Below are 15,645 nucleotides of genomic sequence, written 5' to 3'. Positions count from 1 at the left end.
AAAATGAAACAAGGAATCGCAGACGATCTGTCCAGATTTTAGAAATTGAACGAAGGAGAACCGAAGCATTGGGTTCGTTAAATAGTGATCAGGGCGGAAGCAGTAACCGGAAGATACGCAAAGCAGCGCAGTATGTCCGCATGTCCACAGATCATCAGCGCTACTCGACCGAAAACCAGTCTGACGCTATTGCGCGTTACGCCGAAGAACGCGGCTATGAAATCATTGAAACCTATTCCGACGCGGGCAAAAGTGGATTGCGGATTACAGGCCGTGATGGTCTGACGCAACTGCTTGAAGACATTCAGGTCGGCCAAACCAACTTCCGAACCGTTCTTGTTTACGATATCAGCCGTTGGGGCCGGTTTCAGGATGCTGACGAAAGCGCCTACTACGAGTACATCTGCAAACGTGCCGGCATCACCGTTGAGTATTGCGCCGAGCAATTTGAGAACGACGGCAGCCCCGTTTCCACGATTGTAAAAGGCGTAAAACGCGCCATGGCGGGCGAGTACAGCCGCGAGCTATCCCAGAAGGTTTTTGCCGGGCAGTCTCGGTTGATCGAAATGGGCTTTCGCCAAGGCGGGCCGCCCGGCTTTGGCTTGCGACGTATGTTGATTGACGAGATGGGCAACCAGAAAGGTGTTCTTGTCAGAGGTGAGCATAAAAGCATTCAAACAGACCGCGTCACGCTTGTCCCGGGCCCAGCCGAAGAAATCGCGGTTGTGAACCAAATCTTCCAAAACTTTGTAGAGGACAATCAATCCGAAGCAACGATCGCAGCCGAGTTAAACGGGAAAGGCATCAAAACCGATCTCAATCGAGACTGGACACCGTCCGTGGTTCGCCAGCTTCTTTCGAACGAAAAGTACATTGGCAACAACATATGGAATCGTAATTCGTTCAAGTTGAAGAAACAGCATGTACGCAACACCCCAGACAACTGGGTTCGATCCGAGGGTGCGTTTGAAGCGATTGTGGATGCTGGACTGTTTGCCGCCGCGAAGGCCATTTTTGCTGCTAGAGCACAACGATACTCTGATGAAGAAATGCTGGATGGTTTGCGAGACGCACTCCAAACACATGGTTTTCTATCTGGCTTCGTCATCAACGAAGCTAGTGCCTTACCGTCCAGCGGCGCGTACCAAAGCAGGTTTGGTAGCTTACTGAGGGCTTACAAACTGGTCGGCTTCACACCCGACAGAGATTATCGATACATCGAGATCAACAAACGTCTGCGGAAGATCCATGCAGAGATTGTCGAAGACACAGTCCATGGTATCGAGCATGTGGGTGGGGACGTTCAGCAAGATGCGAAGACCGGCCTGTTGACCATCAATCATGAATTTTCTGCATCTGTCATCATTCCAAGATGTAAGCAAACCGGTACCGGTGCGTATCGGTGGAACATACGATTGGATACCAGTCTAGTACCGGACATCACGGTCGTCGTGCGCATGGATCAGGCAAACGAAACGCCACTCGATTACTATCTGCTACCAACAGAAGACATGACACTCCCAAAACTGCGACTGTCGGAAAACAACGGTCTATCGCTTGATGCTTACCGATACGATGATCTCACGCATTTTTTCACCATGTGCGAGCGCACTTCAATCTTAGAGGTCGCATGATGTCAGATGCCCCCCAAGAGCATACGGAACTCATTTCCGTTGATACGATCACCGTGGTCAATCCGCGTATTCGCAATCAAAAAGTCTTTGATGAAATCGTCGCAAATATCGCTGAGCTTGGGCTGAAACGCCCAATTACAGTTGCTGCCCGCAAAAATGAAGCAAGCAGTGATTTGACATACGAGTTGGTTTGCGGCCAAGGCCGATTGGAAGCCTTTAAGGTTCTAAAGCAAGAAAAAATCCCAGCTGTCGTCATCACCGCGAGCTCTGAAGATTGTCTTGTGATGAGCTTGGTAGAAAATTTGGCGCGCAGGCAGCATCACTCGCTTGATTTACTGAGAGACATCAAACGCCTCAAAGAAAGTGGATATACCGAGCACGAGATCGCTGCGAAAACACAGCTTTCGGCCAAATATGTGCACGGCGTCATTCGACTGTTGGAAAGCCATGAGCACAGGTTGTTGCGGGCCGTTGAAAGTGGAAAGATCCCTGTGAGTGTCGCCGTTGATATCGCCGATGCTGATGATGTTGGTGTACAGGCAGTCTTGCGCCAAGCCTATGAGAGTAAGGTATTGCGAGGCGGTCGCCTGATGGCCGCAAAACGATTGGTGGAAGCACGCAGGAATTTCGGCAAGGGGCGTGGCACATCAGACAAGCGGACCCGCAAAAACCTCTCAGTCGAAACCTTGCTCAGAACGTATCAGAACGATGTGGAAAAGAAGAAAATCCTACTTCGCAAGGCTGGAGCAACTCGCAGCGAGATGCTGTTCTTGACCCATTCCTTGAAAACGCTGTTTTCAGACGAGAACTTTGTCACCCTGTTGCGCGCCGAAGGTCTATCCAACATTCCCAAAACCATCGCAGATCGATTGACCCGCATTGATGGAGCCATAACATGACATCCGAACGCCAGGAACAGGTAGTTGCAGCCGCATTCGAACGCGATCTGTTACCTATCGCGTTCGATCAAATCGCACCTTTGTATGTGGTTAGCCCCCAAACAAAGGAGACTGTTAAATTCAAACGCATTGTAGCGTCTATTCAAGAGATTGGGCTTGTTGAACCAATTGTGGTTTCCCGCGACGCGAAGGACCCCAAGCAATTTACGCTTCTTGATGGGCATCTTCGCCTTGAAGTATTGAAAGACCAAGGGGCGACGGACACGCAGTGCATCGTATCGACTGACGATGAGGCCTTCACTTACAATAAGAGGATCAGCAGGCTTGCGACCATCCAAGAACACAAGATGATTTTACGCGCCTTGACCCTTGGTGCATCCGAAGAGCGTTTAGCCAAGGCATTGAATGTGAACATCAGAACACTTCAGGAAAAGAGACGCCTGCTCGACGGCATTTGCCCCGAGGCTGCAGAGATGTTGAAGGACAAGCAGGTTGCTTTGACCGGGTTTCAAATCCTCAAGAAGATGAAACCTATGCGCCAGATAGAAGCCGCACAGTTGATGGTAACGATGAACAAATACACCATCAACTACGCCCGGTCTCTGCTGGCTGCCACGCCAGATAACCAGTTGATTGCTGGCGCAACGCCCAAGAAGTTCACGGGCATATCTCGCGAACAGCTAGATCTGATGGAAAAAGAATCTGGCAACCTCGAGCGAGAAGTCCGTTTGGTTGAAGACAGCTATGGCGCTGATCATCTCGATCTCATTTTGGCGCGCGGCTACGTCAGTAGATTGGTGAGCAATGAGCGGGTCACCAGATATCTTGCGTTGCATCATGAAGAATTTCTGCCTGAATTTGAGAAGATCACAGAACGAGAAGCATTCGCGTCCTAAGCTGCGCGATAGGTGAGATTGAATTTGGGGACCCGGACCCATTGAGCCCGGGGACCACAGGAGACGCCGCACCGTGGGGCGGATCAAGTGTGGTGGTGGAAATGGCGGCGATCCCGCTTGGGCCCATCATGCCGGACCAAATGTTCGGTTTCTTATTCCAAACTGTCTGCGCGTGCGTGTCAATTGTGGACGCATGCGTAGACAACCTTTGGCTGAAATCGCGCGCCGTAACGAAGCATGAACGTCGGCTAACGGGTGTTATGTAAAGCGTCTTAAGGTTGAGCAGCGCAGTCAGAACTCCGGCAAACCCATCTGCATCTTTGACATCGAAAATGGATCTCTAATCATAGATAGCCAGACACGTAAAAACCCACCATGACACTCCCATGATGAAATCCCGCAAACATAAAACCCACACTTAGCGCCCGACCTAAAGCGGGCGGCATCGCGCTGATCGCTTATGATGATCATCATCTCCGCATCCATCCGTTGCCGTCCGCTCCATCAACGCACGACGGAGAACACAAATGACCAACTGGTATACGGCCGACACCCATTTCGGGCATGAGAATGTCATTGGCTTCTGCAATCGCCCCTTTCGCAGCGCAGGTCAAATGGATGCCACTATGATCGAAAACCTATGGTCAAAGGTACGTCCTGACGACGATCTCTGGATTGTCGGTGACTTTGCTTTTGGTTCCAAAACCAAAGAGTCATCCTATTTGGCCGAAGTTTTCGGCCAACTGCCCGGTACCCGCAAACACCTGATCGTCGGCAACCATGATTTAGAGCCGACGCTGGCCTTGCCTTGGGGTAGCATCCACACCTCGCCGAAGTCCGGGATGGCCCAAAGAGACAGGCGCATACGCTCTGCCATTACCCAATGATCACATGGAACCACGCCCGCAGAGATGCGCTTCAGCTCTTCGCGCATGTCCATAACAATTGGAAAGGCTCGAGCAATAGCGTGAATGTCGGTATCGATGTCTGGGATTTCATGCCTGTGCGGTTTGAAGATATTGCCCGCCGCGCACGATCTATGCCCGTCAACAAGCACTGGGCCGACGTTGAGCATAACGCAAAGGAATTGGAATGATCCTGTATTCCTAACTTAACATTTCTGGCAGGATCTTCCCGCTTTCGTAAATCGTGCCCACGCACCCATGAGGCATTTCAATAGGCACGACTCCAAGCTTTCTCATCCTGGCCATCACTGACCTGGGCGTGGCGCCCTGCATCTCAGCGAGCCGTTTTGCCGGAGTAAATCGGTTTAGAAACATTCTGTAATCTTCCGGCAGAACAACCGCCGCCGCTTTACGCGTCACAGGATTGCGTGAAGCAGTGGCCTTCAGATATCCAGCCTCAATGAGGAACTTCACTGCTGGATCATTGAGGCTCAGAAGCTGTTTAAGCTTCGCCTTTGTGAAGCCTTCCACACCAACCCCAACCAGTTTGCCTGCGAGCTCCGAGACACTAACCCGCACGGCCATGTAACCCACCGCGCTCAGGTCTTGTGCGTTGATCTCCAACTGATCACGCACAATCATAACCTCATGCTGTTGCAGGCGAAGAACACCCGATCTAATGAGACGGATCAGAGACCGAAAACCGCGCGCAGCCATGCCCATTGAAAGCGTTAGATCGCGCAGCGACTGGCCACCGCCACTCGGAAGGTCAGTGACGACTTCCAATGCGATAGCGTCCGCCTCAGGGTCAGCTTCACGAACAGAGGCTAGGATCTTGGCATTGCGCAGATCAACAGGATTGATGTCGGCCTCCGACATGATGCGCACATCGTCTGCGAAGACATGCTCATATCCCCCTCCATCGGGCAATGATGTCTGACCGACACCAGACCCGCTTCGACCCAGTTGGAAAGACGGGGGCAAAAACAGGAACTTGGATCTTTGTTTTTACTTCTTGCATTGAAGAGCTCTCATACCTCTTGTGGCGACACTAGAAGGAGCACACCCCAACCCATTAATTTCAATAAAAAAATTCTATTGTTGATCTGGCAGCGCGTCCTTCAACCGACTTTTGTAAGTCCAGCGGTCACTCGATCAAGGTAGCAAGCGGCATACGTTTTGCATCATCTTGTTGACCAAATAGCTTGGTTCCCAAGATGCAGTTTGCGAAAAACACAATCCTACCCTTCTTCTCAATTAGCCTTGGGCCAGACTGCACACAGATCAGAAACAAATTGCACGCATATTGCTAGCGCAGCATTCCTTCGCAGGCGAGGCGTTTTCATCCTTGCAAGGTAGCGCGTGCCGTCAATCCGGTCATTAAATGGAATCTTTCGGACTGGAAATGGAAGTGTGACTTGGTGGGATTGCCCTGATGTCGGATTCGGGTAGCTCCCGCTAGGTGTAAAAAATGCGGAGCTAGTGCTTTGCTTGTTGCAAAGCACTCAAAGCAAGGTGCACAAGCCCATTCTTTGGCACGTTGGCAGGCCATTCAGCATAGACACTGATGCGGCGAAGCTCCCAGTTGGGCAACACGTAATCCATGACGCTGCTTTCAATGTCAGGCTTTACAAGGAATTCGGGGACGATGGCCAGTCCAGCTCCGGCCTTTGCGAGGCGGTGCAAAGCCTGGGCATCGTTTGTGAACATGTGCGGGGTTGGCTTGATCTTAATCGTCTCGCCGCCCTTATGCCTGAAACTCAAAGGAGTGTTCTGAACGGGTGCAAGCACTAGCCATTCCCAATCTGTGAGCGTCGAAGGGTCTCTGCCAATTGTCCTCTTCGCTAGATAGTCCTTGGACGCAACCAAAACCCGTCGTACCTCAAACAAAGTACGCGTCGTCGCAGAGTTCTTTGATTGCGGGCCCATGCGAATGGCCAGGTCAAATCGATCGTCAATCAGCGCCCGCCGCGTGTCAGAAAAATCGACGGTCAATGTGATACGCGGAAAGGCCAAAGAGAAAGCGGCAATGTGATCTGTGATGCGAGACGACGACAGGACTGATGGGAGCGTGATGCGCAGCTCTCCGCTCGGTTCGCCTGCGGTCGCAGAAAGATCCTGCAATTCACCTTCTACCGCGTCCAGCATGTTGCGCGTCGCCGTCAGCAACCTTTGACCTTCGTTTGTGAGCGTCAATTTTCTGGTCGAGCGATAGATCAATGCGACGCCAAGATGTTCTTCCAATTGTGAAACATGATGACTGACCACTGACGGCGAAAGGTTCAATTCGCGTGCTGCGCCTCTGAACGACCCATGGTCAATTGTTTTGGCAAAGATTGCCATCTGTCTGAGGCGATCGATCATTACGCAAAAAATCCGAACAGTTAAATTTGATAAAGCTATCTTATAGATTAATCAAAACATGTACATCCTACTCGAACAGAGCGCCGCGAATGCCTGGCGTCATATCGTTCAAAAGGAAACCTTCCGATGGAAAAATCTCGTGCCATTTTCGCTGCTGCGGCAATCGCCGCCGCATCAATTGCGTCCTCAGCGACGGCGGATAACGCCGAAACCGTTCGAGCTTTCTATGACCTTCTCAGCAACCCAGGTTCGGAAACCCACTCGGCCGCATTTGTAGCAGCGACCGCAGATACATGGGAAAGCGTCGGTGACTATTCTGGCGACAACAAATCGCGCGAGGCGTTCCTTGGTCAGGTTGGCGGCTTTGCCCAGCTACTGCCTGATCTGAACTGGGCGATTCAATCCATGCATGAAAGCGGTGACTTCGTTACCGTGCGCAGCCGCGCAACAGGTACGCCCGTTGCTCCGTTTTTCGGTGTCGACGGTGAGGGCCGCAGCTTTGACATCATGACCATCGATATCCACGAACTCGCCGACGGCAAGATCGTCCGCTCCTACCATGTCGAAGACTGGGCGGGTGCGTTGCAGCAACTTTCCGGCAAGTAACACTCAACAAAAGGATTTTTGAAATGAACAGAAGACAAGCTTTGAAAGCTTCCATTGTAGCCGCGACCGGCGCGTCGATTGCGTCCGTCGCCTTGGCGGATGATGAAGACCAGTCCGAGGCAAGCCTGCAGACGGTTATGAGCCTGATGGGCGCTATGGGCAGCGGTGATATGGCCGCAATGGCCGATCTGATGGCCGACGATATGGTCTGGCACAACGAAGGCGATCCGAACATTCCATGGATCGGACCATGGGAAGGCAAAGAAGCGATCTTTGGTTTCTTGGGTGTATTCAGTGAAAACTTCCAGACAACCAAATGGGAAAACACTGATGTGTTGGCATCTGGCGATACCGTCGCGATCTTTGGCGAAATGAACGGCATCACCACGAAATCCGGCAAAGAGATCGGCGATTTCACCTTCGCATTGCGGGCCAAAGTGCGTGACGGTCAGGTCGTGCTTTGGAACTGGTTCGAAGATAGCTACGCCGTCAGCCAAGCTTACAACGGCTGATGTCGGGCACGACCGCCGCCAAAGGAAGGGACCTTAAATGTTGAGATACTCGATAAAACGTATGTCTTTGACGATGGCTGCCTTTTTGGCTTTCACTTCCCCGTCGCTCGCACAGGTAATGGACCTTCCAATGCGGGAAACGGATCGGCCGAGAACAACAGACAGCGTACCCCATGTACAGCTGGGGGTCGAGCCGGTTCCAGAACTTGTGCAAGACATGCTGGATCACGTTGAAACGTTTCCAGGCGTCCGCTTGGGAGCCACCCGGGTGTCCCTTCCGGGCGCTATTGGGTTTCAACTGGATGCCGATCTGCCGTTGGCCAACCCGCAAGCCATTGTCGGCGGGGGTGAATTTGCGCATGTCCATCCCGATGGCAGTTTGCACGCCTCGCTAGACCCCGCCGTCGCGCGTGAAGCGGTCCGCCAGGGTTGGGCCATACCGCATCCTTGGGCTGATCAAAGACCAGGGTGGGAAGGGTTTGTGATGATCTACACGCCGCTGACCAAGCAAGAGCTCGATGTCGTTTTGCAACTGATCGAAAACTCATATGCCTATGTGACGGGGCAGTCGGCGACCTAAGAATTCCATTCTAACTGGGCCGCTCAAGTTATCGGAGAACACACAAGCTAACGTCCGAATCTGACCTCGCTCTTTGGGGCGGGGTCGACTGGGCTAGGCCGTTGCATCCGCATCATAACTTGCACGTGCGGCATCAATCTTGGCAAGATTGTCCAAGGCCCAATACCCCAATGAACTGACGGGTTCGCGAAACGACTCCCCCATCTCGGTCAGGTTATATTCGACCTTTGGCGGTATCGTAGGATGATAAGTTCGGTTCACAAGACCGTCGCGCTCCAACTCTTTCAAGGTCCGGCTGAGCATACGTTGCGAGATTCCGAGGTTGCGTTTGAGTTCATTGAACCGCAGCGTTCCGTATTCGGCCAATGAGATCACGACAAGCACGCTCCACCGATCACCGACGCGCGACAGAACTTCGTTGATGCGGTGGCAGTCCGGGCAGCGGTCGTCATCTAGCATGGTGGTTCCCTTTTTGTGACTGAGGCTCAAACATGTGCCTTCTTGTGGTAATCTTTGGTGTCGATTAGATCGTCAGTTACAAATGTATACTGGCCCGAAAGGGTCCTGACAATAGGATCAAATCTATGACCGCCAAGCCACTTAACGACCTTTTGAACTGGCGCTATGCCACAAAAAAGATGGACCCTTCAAAAGCCGTCCCACAGGAAAAGGTCGATGCGATCATCGAGGCGATCCGTATGGCGCCGACATCCAGTGGCACGCAGCCGTTTGAAATGTTCGTCGTGTCCAATCCCGACGTTCGGAGCAAAATTGCTGAGGCGGCCGGTGGACAGGCTCAGATCACAGATGGGTCTCATGTGTTGGTTTTTGCGGCTTGGGATAACTACACCGCCGAACGCATCGACGAGGTTGTTAGTCTCAATGTCGAGGCGCGTGGCGACCTGCCAATGCTGCACGCTTATTATGACAACCTGAAGTCCAACTACCTGCCGCGCGATGCTGAGACGAACTACGCCCACGCCGCGCGCCAAGCCTATATCGCGCTTGGCATCGCGCTGGTCGCCGCGGCCGAGCAAGAGGTCGACAGCACGCCAATGGAAGGCTTTGACCCCGATGCGGTCGATGCGATCCTAGGTTTGAAAGAGCGCGGTTTGCGGTCAGTTGTCTTGATGCCTTTGGGCTACCGTGATCCGGCTGGCGATTGGTTGCTGCCAATGGATAAAGTCCGCAAATCCCACGACGCCATCATCACGGAGGTCAACTAATATGGGCATTCTTCGCAAACTTTTCCGTGCGCAACCGCAACCCACAGCCGACGGCGCCTTTAGCCCGTCCCCCTTGGCAATCAAACTGGGCACGTCGTCCACCACGGATTATGACGGCGGTGCATATGCAAAAACATACACGGGCAAAAAGAACCGCGTGCTGATGGTCTGCACTGAACAACGCAATATGACGATGGCCAACGGCAAGAAGTTCTCGACGGGGAACCACCCTGTCGAGATGGGTCTGCCGATGTTGCATCTGATGAATGCAGGATTCGAGATTGACGTTGTAACACCAACTGGCGCGCCCGTTGCAATCGAGGAATGGGCGATGCCTGCGGATGACGCGGATATTCAGAAACTGTACAATGACTTTGCTGACGCTTTTCAGAACCCAGGTAGCCTCGCCGATTTCGCCGGAATCTCCATGACTGACGACACGCTTTATGCAGCGGTCTTCATTCCGGGCGGTCACGGCGCGATGCTTGGGCTGCCGGACAATGCGGACCTTGGCAAAGTACTACACTGGGCGCACAATACGGGCCTTCATACCCTCGCGCTTTGCCATGGGCCTGCTGCGCTCTTGGCTGCCAAAAACGATGCAGGCTTTTTGTATGAGGGCTATAAGATCACAGTGTTTCCCGATGCAGTGGACAAACAAACGCCGATGATTGGTTATTTACCCGGGCCGATGCCGTGGTGGGTTTGCGAAAAACTGAACGGATTGGGCGTGGAAACTATCAACAAAAAGGCCGACAGTTCGACCCATGTTGACCGCCGTCTCGTGACGGGTGCAAGCCCGCAGGCTGCCAATACCTTCGGCAGGCTCGCCGCAGAAACATTGCTAAAACGGGCTGACGCGAACTCTTAAAACGAAAGGCACACAGCATGACTGACACAAACTCCCAGCTTCGCATCGATATTGTCTCGGACGTAATGTGCCCTTGGTGTATCATCGGATATCGCCAACTTGCTGTGGCTCTTGAGGCAAGCGATGTGGATCATGAAATCCATTGGCATCCGTTTGAGCTAAACCCGAACATGCCGCCCGAAGGGCAGGATATCGGCGAGCATCTGGCCGAAAAATACGGAACGACGCCTGAACAATCGGAAGCCAATCGCGCGATGATGACCGCGCGCGGCAAAGAACTGGGGTTTGAGTTCAACTTTGCCGACGGTTTCCGTATGCACAACACGTTCAACACCCACCAGTTGCTGCATTGGGCCAATGAGGTTGGCCGCAAGAACGACCTCAAGCAGGCGCTGTTCGCCGCACATTTCACTGATGGGCGGAACTTGTCTGACGACGCCGAACTGGTCGAAATTGCGGGCGAAATCGGATTGGATCAAGTGGAGGCAAAAGCCGTTCTTGACGACCAAAGGTTTGCAAATGCTGTTCGTCAGCAGCAGCAGTTCTGGATGCAGCAAGGGATCAACGGAGTACCGGCTATGGTCTTTGATCGGCAGCATTTGGTGACGGGCGCGCAGGGTGCCGAAGCTTATGAAAGCATCCTGACACAACTAAAGGACATACGCGTCTGATTTTCGCAAACATAGCGATCCAAATGTGCGCCAATCGCCAATCCGCAAAGAGGCCGGATTGTTCCGGTAAGGCTTTGGTGTCGTGATCTGGACAGTCCTTAATGTGATCTTTGCGCGTGTCGTTTCCGCTGCTGCTTTAATGAATGACCGTTTCTTCCGCTGCGCAGCGGCAAACGCTGGTTGCTCACGCCGCATTTTTATGCTGCAAGCGCACGCAGCATGAAATCACAAGGATCGGGATGGGCTATCTTCCGCCCTTCGCTACAATCTTTACCAATGACCGCGATCGTGTGCCGCATGGTCTGGAAAAGAAGTCCGGCTGCTTTGCTGACTATTCAACATAGCCGTTACGATGAAAAAGCCTTTGATGCAGCGTGTCGACTTGCAGGACTTCAAGTTTTGAAGTCGGTGTGGTCAGACAGCGTTTTGACCGCTCGCCAAACCTGGCCGGAGTTACGGGCAATGGTGGGCATGGTCTGGCCAATCTCAAAAAAGTGCTAGGGCTTCAATTCAAACACCATGATGCCGGAGAAGATGCACGTGCTGCTGCCGAAGTTACTTTGAAAGCAGAAGCATCAATGGGGCGAAAAATCAGGTTGTTGAATGCTTCGCAGCAGCTGGTCTTTGATTTTCAGTGATGCGAGAGGGCAACCTCGCGGGTCGCGGGGCATCAAAACAGTCCTCAACTCAAGCCTAGGGCTTAATTTGCAAGAGAAACCGTACTTAGACTTAATGTACATGCTATGTGTATTTTATGGTCGCGAAAGAGTAACATCTAAGAATAGGTCACGGTCAAGACTATGATTTACATACAAAAAATATCACCCAGATGGGCAAACTATGGATCATTTTACATCTGAAAGGACAGGCAATTCAGGGCCACTTTGGGTGAAAAGTCTGCCACTTTTCAGGTCTATTTCTTCCATTGACGCCTAAGTTGTTGAAATCATTAAGTGTGAAATGTGCCGATCTGCGAAGGTCGGCGCAATCTTTTGGGGTGATACAAACCCCGGCCTCCACTTGACGCCACCGAGAAAAATTATGTTTGTCTTTGGTATGAAAACGCATCGCCATATCCGGCTCATACGAGCTTCTTGATCTGCTTCCCCATCGGAAGCGGTATCGTTCATGCGATCTTCTGATGTGTTGTTCCTGTTGTCGCATGCTGCCGATTCCTGCCCTTCAAGTTGGATTTGGACGACACACCATGAAACGTATCAAGATTATCGATGTCCCCCACTATGAAACCGATCCGAAAATAATCGTTGAGCAGCTCACCGACTTTCTGAAAACATTCCGCAAAAACAAACTGGCCGCAGATTTGATCGGTGATGATGAGCGGTCGGCTGAATTCGACGTTTCCGACTTTGATGTTTTTGCAAGCGAGCTGTCTGAGGGCGACGCCATTTCTCATCGCGATAACCACCAATATAGGCGGTGTCGCACCGCAGCCCATCTTTGCCGACATCGCTAGTTCAAAGGAACTCCACAACACGAGTTACCCGGAACTCACCAACATCCAGCTAGCAACGCCGTTTTTCTTGTTTCGCGCATCAGCAGAATATTCGAGCTCAAATCCATCGTTCGCAGCGATGCAGGTCGGCCCAAACCGGCCATTCATCGGGTCGTCAGCGCCGCAATGCAGCGTTCGCCGAACCGGGCTTTCGCTGCGAGCGCGAAATCCAAGGGTGGTTGAACTTACAGATCCCGGGACAAAGCGGCCTATTGTTGCCGCTGTCCAAATGGCTACTTTTGCGATCAAAACAATATCTCGGAACCCAAAGAAGGACATTCGTTCAACGGATTACAAGATGAGCTGATCAATGGTCTTTGGATGATCGGTCACCGGCTCGTAGCCGTCTTGCGTGATGATAAAGCTGTCACCGATTTGGGCGCGGAAGGTATCAGTCGTCACAGAACCATCCACTGCCAGCACCATGCCAGGCTGGAGGATAGTTGTGTCTCCAGTGACCAGTTGCGGGGTTTCCAGAAAGCTGAAACCTGTCGCACGACCGCAACGGAACGGATACTCGTATCCGGCACCTTGAATGACTTCAGAGTAAGCGGCGTGAACGCTTTCGGCTGTCACACCGGGGCGTAATGCATCAAGGGCGGCTTGCTGGCTGGCCAATGCGACTTCGTAAACCGCAGCTTGCGACTGGTCCACCATCTCGCCGATCCAAAACGTTCGATCAAAACCAAGCTTGAACCGGTGAAAATTGGTCATGCCGCAAAAACAGAGAAACACTGGCTCGCCGCGGCGCATGATGCGTGTGGAGGCACGGTGGTGAGTTTTGGTGATCGTCTCGCCAGAGGCCATGATTTGTAGGAAATGCGTATTCGGCGACATATCGGCGTCGTCATAATGCGCCCTCAAAAGTTCTGCCGCTTTGCGCGTGCCCGCTTGCGACGTGGCAAGGGCAATTTCGTATTCTGGCACACCATCTCCGATGGCAGAGCGGCCCGCGTACATCATGGCGTTTGCGACCTGACCTGCATGGCGGGCAAGCTGTAGCTCTTGGGTCGATTTGATCATCCGCATCTCGGAAAGGATCGGTGTTACTGAGCTGAGGCTTTGTGTGCCGACCAGTTCATCAACATATCTGCGCACAAGGGCGGGCATGTGATCCGGCTCTATCCCGATACGCTTCGCCCCTTTGACCGCGGCAGGTATTTCAGCTCGCCATTCCGCCCCCATACCATCATTCCACGCCGCAATCTTGTCCACGCGCGCCGCAGTTTGAGCCGTGTTGAGGTCAATTGTAGGCGTGATCAATAGGCTAGGACCGTCGCGTGACACTATCAGTATGGTCGGACGGCCAAATTCCATATGCAAGTAGTCGTAATAGCCTGTGAGGTAATAAACATTGTCGTCATCGGTGATGAGGGCGACGTCGATGCCTTTTTTGCCCATTTCGGCGCGAAGAGTGTTCATACGGGTTTCAAACATGACTACTCACTCTCGCTTTTGGTCACCGGCAGGCGGTCACGCACAAGTTTCGTCCAAAAGGCGGCACCAATAGGCAATAGATCATCGTTGAAATCATAATCGTCCGAATGCAGCGGCTGGCCACAAGGCCCCTTTTGCCCGTTGCCCATCAGCAAGAAACACCCCGGCACAGCGGCCGAAAAATGGGCAAAGTCCTCTGAGAAACTCATGGGTTCGCGATTGCCCTCTGCCTCCAGTCCAATCGAAAGAGCCGCGTCTACAACAGCTTGGGTTGGCTCGGGGGCATTGATCGTCTCGATGAATTCTGTGTTGAATTTCACGTATACCTTTACACCGTGAGCGGCCCCAATACCTTCCGCAAGCTGGCGCATCAGGCGCGCGACTTCCTCTCGATCTGCAGGCATCCGTGCGCGCACATCACCTTTAAGGGTTGCGGTACCAGGTAAGACATTGCGTTGCCCATCGGTCAGGAACTCCGTCACCGAAACAACAACGCCCGCACCCGGTGCAAGCTTTCGCGAAACGATGGTTTGGAGAGCCTGCACGATCTCTGCCCCGATGGTGATAGCATCACGCCCCACCTGCGGCATTGACGCATGACCGCTTTGTCCTTCGATCAGTATTTCGAACAGGCTTTCGCTTGAACAGATTTGGCCGGGCCGGGTGGATACCTGCCCAACAGGCGCGCCCGGAAGATTATGTATCGCATAGATTTCTTCAACGGGATATCGCTCCAATAGGCCCTCGGAGATCATTGCCTGCGCGCCCAAGCCGTGTTCTTCGTTAGGCTGGAAGATGAACAGCACCGTACCGTCGAATTCGACTTCTTCTGCAAGCGCTGCCGCCGCGCCTAAGAGCATTGTCATATGGCCGTCATGCCCACAGGCGTGCATCACTCCAGCTGTTTGCGACACATAGTCATGGCAGCTTGCCTCATGAATCGGTAGCGCGTCCATGTCGGCCCGCAGACCGATGGCACGATTGCCTGCCCCGCGTTTAAGTACGCCAACAACACCCGCGCCGATATGCGTCTCTATTCCCAGATCCTCGAGGATGCCCGCAACCCTTGCCTTTGTGCTTTCCTCAGCAAACCCAAGTTCTGGCATTCTGTGAAACTCGTGGCGCAGGGCAATCAAGTCTATTGGCGGCATTAGCTGTCTCCCTTAATGGTGTCCAAAGATGTTAACTTGTAAAGTCAGGCATGCAGGCAAGAAAACGACCTTTCAAAGGAAAGTTTACAACGTTTTACTTAGAGCAAAAGGAAGAGAAGCCGGTAACCGGACATGAACGGAGAAAGTGAGTTCTTTCCAGGTTCGGTAAAATCTGTCTAGCAAAGGCATACTGAATGTCTGCTTCTAAAATTCAGGCAGTACTCGTTGCACCTGCAGCGAAAGTCCGGTTTCCGTCGATTCTGTTGAAAAACAATGTGTTGCGAGCGCAGAAAGTACGATTCTCAACACAGCGCGAGCGCCTTTCTGATCAGGCTTTGCACGCTTGCTGCGGTGCAGGAAAGATCTTCGCTAGTTTGCGG

19 protein-coding genes are annotated in these 15,645 nt (G+C 52.6%); 14 read left to right on the top strand and 5 right to left on the bottom strand.

The features are described from left to right. Positions 1 to 113 precede the first annotated feature (113 nt). From OCA8868_RS05370 to OCA8868_RS16855, 5 genes are all read left to right on the top strand, one after another. Positions 114 to 1,634, top strand: coding sequence for a recombinase family protein (locus OCA8868_RS05370; RefSeq protein WP_281253605.1), 1,521 nt, complete (start codon positions 114 to 116; stop codon positions 1,632 to 1,634). After that, entirely contained in the window at positions 1,634 to 2,533 is a 900-nt protein-coding gene (locus OCA8868_RS05365) for a ParB/RepB/Spo0J family partition protein (protein ID WP_179214786.1), read from the top strand. The genes OCA8868_RS05370 and OCA8868_RS05365 overlap by 1 nt, the downstream gene beginning before the upstream one ends. Next, positions 2,530 to 3,429, top strand: coding sequence for a plasmid partitioning protein RepB C-terminal domain-containing protein (locus OCA8868_RS05360; RefSeq protein WP_093995564.1), 900 nt, complete (start codon positions 2,530 to 2,532; stop codon positions 3,427 to 3,429). Before OCA8868_RS05365 ends, OCA8868_RS05360 begins: the two co-directional genes overlap by 4 nt. A 527-nt stretch (positions 3,430 to 3,956) precedes the next feature. Continuing rightward, a complete protein-coding gene (locus OCA8868_RS16780; RefSeq protein ID WP_245848060.1) occupies positions 3,957 to 4,316 on the top strand; it encodes a metallophosphoesterase in 360 nt (119 codons plus the stop codon). A gap of 80 nt (positions 4,317 to 4,396) precedes the next feature. Continuing rightward, the gene (locus tag OCA8868_RS16855; RefSeq protein WP_281253593.1) at positions 4,397 to 4,525 is read left to right on the top strand and encodes a hypothetical protein; all 129 of its coding nucleotides are present in this window, start codon (positions 4,397 to 4,399) and stop codon (positions 4,523 to 4,525) included. A 10-nt stretch (positions 4,526 to 4,535) separates the two neighbouring features. On the opposite strand, the gene OCA8868_RS05345 is transcribed toward OCA8868_RS16855, so the two are convergent. Together OCA8868_RS05345 and OCA8868_RS05340 are read right to left on the bottom strand one after the other, a co-directional pair. Then, positions 4,536 to 5,318 carry a hypothetical protein gene (locus OCA8868_RS05345; protein ID WP_143849536.1) on the bottom strand — a complete coding sequence of 261 codons (783 nt, stop codon included), beginning with the start codon at positions 5,316 to 5,318 and terminating at the stop codon, positions 4,536 to 4,538. A gap of 495 nt (positions 5,319 to 5,813) precedes the next feature. Continuing rightward, positions 5,814 to 6,698 (bottom strand): LysR family transcriptional regulator, encoded by an 885-nt coding sequence (locus tag OCA8868_RS05340; RefSeq protein ID WP_093995561.1) that lies wholly within the window; start codon positions 6,696 to 6,698, stop codon positions 5,814 to 5,816. Positions 6,699 to 6,824: 126 nt separating this feature from the next. Between OCA8868_RS05340 and OCA8868_RS05335 the strand changes: the two genes are divergently transcribed. From OCA8868_RS05335 to OCA8868_RS05325, 3 genes are read left to right on the top strand one after another with little or no spacing between them, the layout of a single operon-like run. After that, positions 6,825 to 7,304, top strand: a complete 480-nt coding sequence (locus tag OCA8868_RS05335) for an ester cyclase (RefSeq protein ID WP_093995560.1) — start codon at positions 6,825 to 6,827, stop codon at positions 7,302 to 7,304. 23 nt (positions 7,305 to 7,327) lie between these two features. Then, positions 7,328 to 7,816: a nuclear transport factor 2 family protein gene (locus tag OCA8868_RS05330; protein WP_245848059.1), complete on the top strand. Its 489-nt coding sequence runs from the start codon at positions 7,328 to 7,330 to the stop codon at positions 7,814 to 7,816. Between the two features lie 37 nt (positions 7,817 to 7,853). Beyond that, positions 7,854 to 8,396: a luciferase domain-containing protein gene (locus OCA8868_RS05325; RefSeq protein ID WP_093995559.1), complete on the top strand. Its 543-nt coding sequence runs from the start codon at positions 7,854 to 7,856 to the stop codon at positions 8,394 to 8,396. A gap of 93 nt (positions 8,397 to 8,489) precedes the next feature. Here OCA8868_RS05325 and OCA8868_RS05320 read toward each other — a convergent pair whose 3' ends face one another. After that, positions 8,490 to 8,855: a winged helix-turn-helix transcriptional regulator gene (locus OCA8868_RS05320; protein ID WP_179214785.1), complete on the bottom strand. Its 366-nt coding sequence runs from the start codon at positions 8,853 to 8,855 to the stop codon at positions 8,490 to 8,492. A 125-nt stretch (positions 8,856 to 8,980) separates the two neighbouring features. Here OCA8868_RS05320 and OCA8868_RS05315 point away from each other — a divergent pair, with 125 nt between their 5' ends. The 5 genes from OCA8868_RS05315 to OCA8868_RS05290 all read left to right on the top strand — a co-directional run bounded on the left by OCA8868_RS05315 (position 8,981) and on the right by OCA8868_RS05290 (position 12,638). Further along, positions 8,981 to 9,622 carry an NAD(P)H-dependent oxidoreductase gene (locus OCA8868_RS05315; RefSeq protein ID WP_093995557.1) on the top strand — a complete coding sequence of 214 codons (642 nt, stop codon included), beginning with the start codon at positions 8,981 to 8,983 and terminating at the stop codon, positions 9,620 to 9,622. A 1-nt stretch (position 9,623) separates the two neighbouring features. After that, complete coding sequence (locus OCA8868_RS05310; RefSeq protein ID WP_093995556.1) at positions 9,624 to 10,493, top strand: DJ-1/PfpI family protein; 870 nt, start codon at positions 9,624 to 9,626, stop codon at positions 10,491 to 10,493. A gap of 17 nt (positions 10,494 to 10,510) precedes the next feature. Further along, positions 10,511 to 11,164: a DsbA family oxidoreductase gene (locus OCA8868_RS05305; RefSeq protein ID WP_093995555.1), complete on the top strand. Its 654-nt coding sequence runs from the start codon at positions 10,511 to 10,513 to the stop codon at positions 11,162 to 11,164. A 410-nt stretch (positions 11,165 to 11,574) separates the two neighbouring features. Beyond that, positions 11,575 to 11,802 (top strand): 3'-5' exonuclease family protein, encoded by a 228-nt coding sequence (locus OCA8868_RS05295; RefSeq protein WP_306456108.1) that lies wholly within the window; start codon positions 11,575 to 11,577, stop codon positions 11,800 to 11,802. Between the two features lie 569 nt (positions 11,803 to 12,371). Beyond that, a complete protein-coding gene (locus tag OCA8868_RS05290; protein WP_093995553.1) occupies positions 12,372 to 12,638 on the top strand; it encodes a hypothetical protein in 267 nt (88 codons plus the stop codon). A gap of 330 nt (positions 12,639 to 12,968) precedes the next feature. Here the strand turns inward: OCA8868_RS05290 and OCA8868_RS05280 are convergent, their stop codons facing one another. Then, positions 12,969 to 14,114 carry a M24 family metallopeptidase gene (locus tag OCA8868_RS05280; protein ID WP_093995551.1) on the bottom strand — a complete coding sequence of 382 codons (1,146 nt, stop codon included), beginning with the start codon at positions 14,112 to 14,114 and terminating at the stop codon, positions 12,969 to 12,971. A gap of 2 nt (positions 14,115 to 14,116) precedes the next feature. After that, positions 14,117 to 15,265, bottom strand: a complete 1,149-nt coding sequence (locus OCA8868_RS05275) for an amidohydrolase (RefSeq protein ID WP_093995550.1) — start codon at positions 15,263 to 15,265, stop codon at positions 14,117 to 14,119. A gap of 194 nt (positions 15,266 to 15,459) precedes the next feature. On the opposite strand from OCA8868_RS05275, the gene OCA8868_RS16725 reads away from it, so the two are divergent. Further along, a partial coding sequence (locus OCA8868_RS16725; protein ID WP_218822670.1) for a hypothetical protein occupies positions 15,460 to 15,645 on the top strand: 186 nt, incomplete at its 3' end.

Origin of the sequence: Octadecabacter ascidiaceicola (assembly GCF_900185015.1) — a bacterium.
Taxonomy (GTDB): domain Bacteria; phylum Pseudomonadota; class Alphaproteobacteria; order Rhodobacterales; family Rhodobacteraceae; genus Octadecabacter; species Octadecabacter ascidiaceicola.
The sequence above is the reverse complement of the archived record's forward strand: the minus strand, read 5'-3'. Positions and strand labels throughout refer to the sequence as shown.

Bases quoted from the DNA above. Each gene is read 5' to 3' on its own strand.
- OCA8868_RS05365 (WP_179214786.1), top strand. From the start codon at position 1,634: ATGTCAGATGCCCCCCAAGAGCATACGGAACTCATTTCCGTTGATACG.
- OCA8868_RS05360 (WP_093995564.1), top strand. From the start codon at position 2,530: ATGACATCCGAACGCCAGGAACAGGTAGTTGCAGCCGCATTCGAACGC.
- OCA8868_RS16780 (WP_245848060.1), top strand. From the start codon at position 3,957: ATGACCAACTGGTATACGGCCGACACCCATTTCGGGCATGAGAATGTC.
- OCA8868_RS05340 (WP_093995561.1), bottom strand. From the start codon at position 6,698: ATGATCGATCGCCTCAGACAGATGGCAATCTTTGCCAAAACAATTGAC.
- OCA8868_RS05335 (WP_093995560.1), top strand. From the start codon at position 6,825: ATGGAAAAATCTCGTGCCATTTTCGCTGCTGCGGCAATCGCCGCCGCA.
- OCA8868_RS05330 (WP_245848059.1), top strand. From the start codon at position 7,328: ATGAACAGAAGACAAGCTTTGAAAGCTTCCATTGTAGCCGCGACCGGC.
- OCA8868_RS05325 (WP_093995559.1), top strand. From the start codon at position 7,854: ATGTTGAGATACTCGATAAAACGTATGTCTTTGACGATGGCTGCCTTT.
- OCA8868_RS05320 (WP_179214785.1), bottom strand. From the start codon at position 8,855: ATGCTAGATGACGACCGCTGCCCGGACTGCCACCGCATCAACGAAGTT.
- OCA8868_RS05315 (WP_093995557.1), top strand. From the start codon at position 8,981: ATGACCGCCAAGCCACTTAACGACCTTTTGAACTGGCGCTATGCCACA.
- OCA8868_RS05310 (WP_093995556.1), top strand. From the start codon at position 9,624: ATGGGCATTCTTCGCAAACTTTTCCGTGCGCAACCGCAACCCACAGCC.
- OCA8868_RS05305 (WP_093995555.1), top strand. From the start codon at position 10,511: ATGACTGACACAAACTCCCAGCTTCGCATCGATATTGTCTCGGACGTA.
- OCA8868_RS05290 (WP_093995553.1), top strand. From the start codon at position 12,372: ATGAAACGTATCAAGATTATCGATGTCCCCCACTATGAAACCGATCCG.
- OCA8868_RS05280 (WP_093995551.1), bottom strand. From the start codon at position 14,114: ATGTTTGAAACCCGTATGAACACTCTTCGCGCCGAAATGGGCAAAAAA.
- OCA8868_RS05275 (WP_093995550.1), bottom strand. From the start codon at position 15,265: ATGCCGCCAATAGACTTGATTGCCCTGCGCCACGAGTTTCACAGAATG.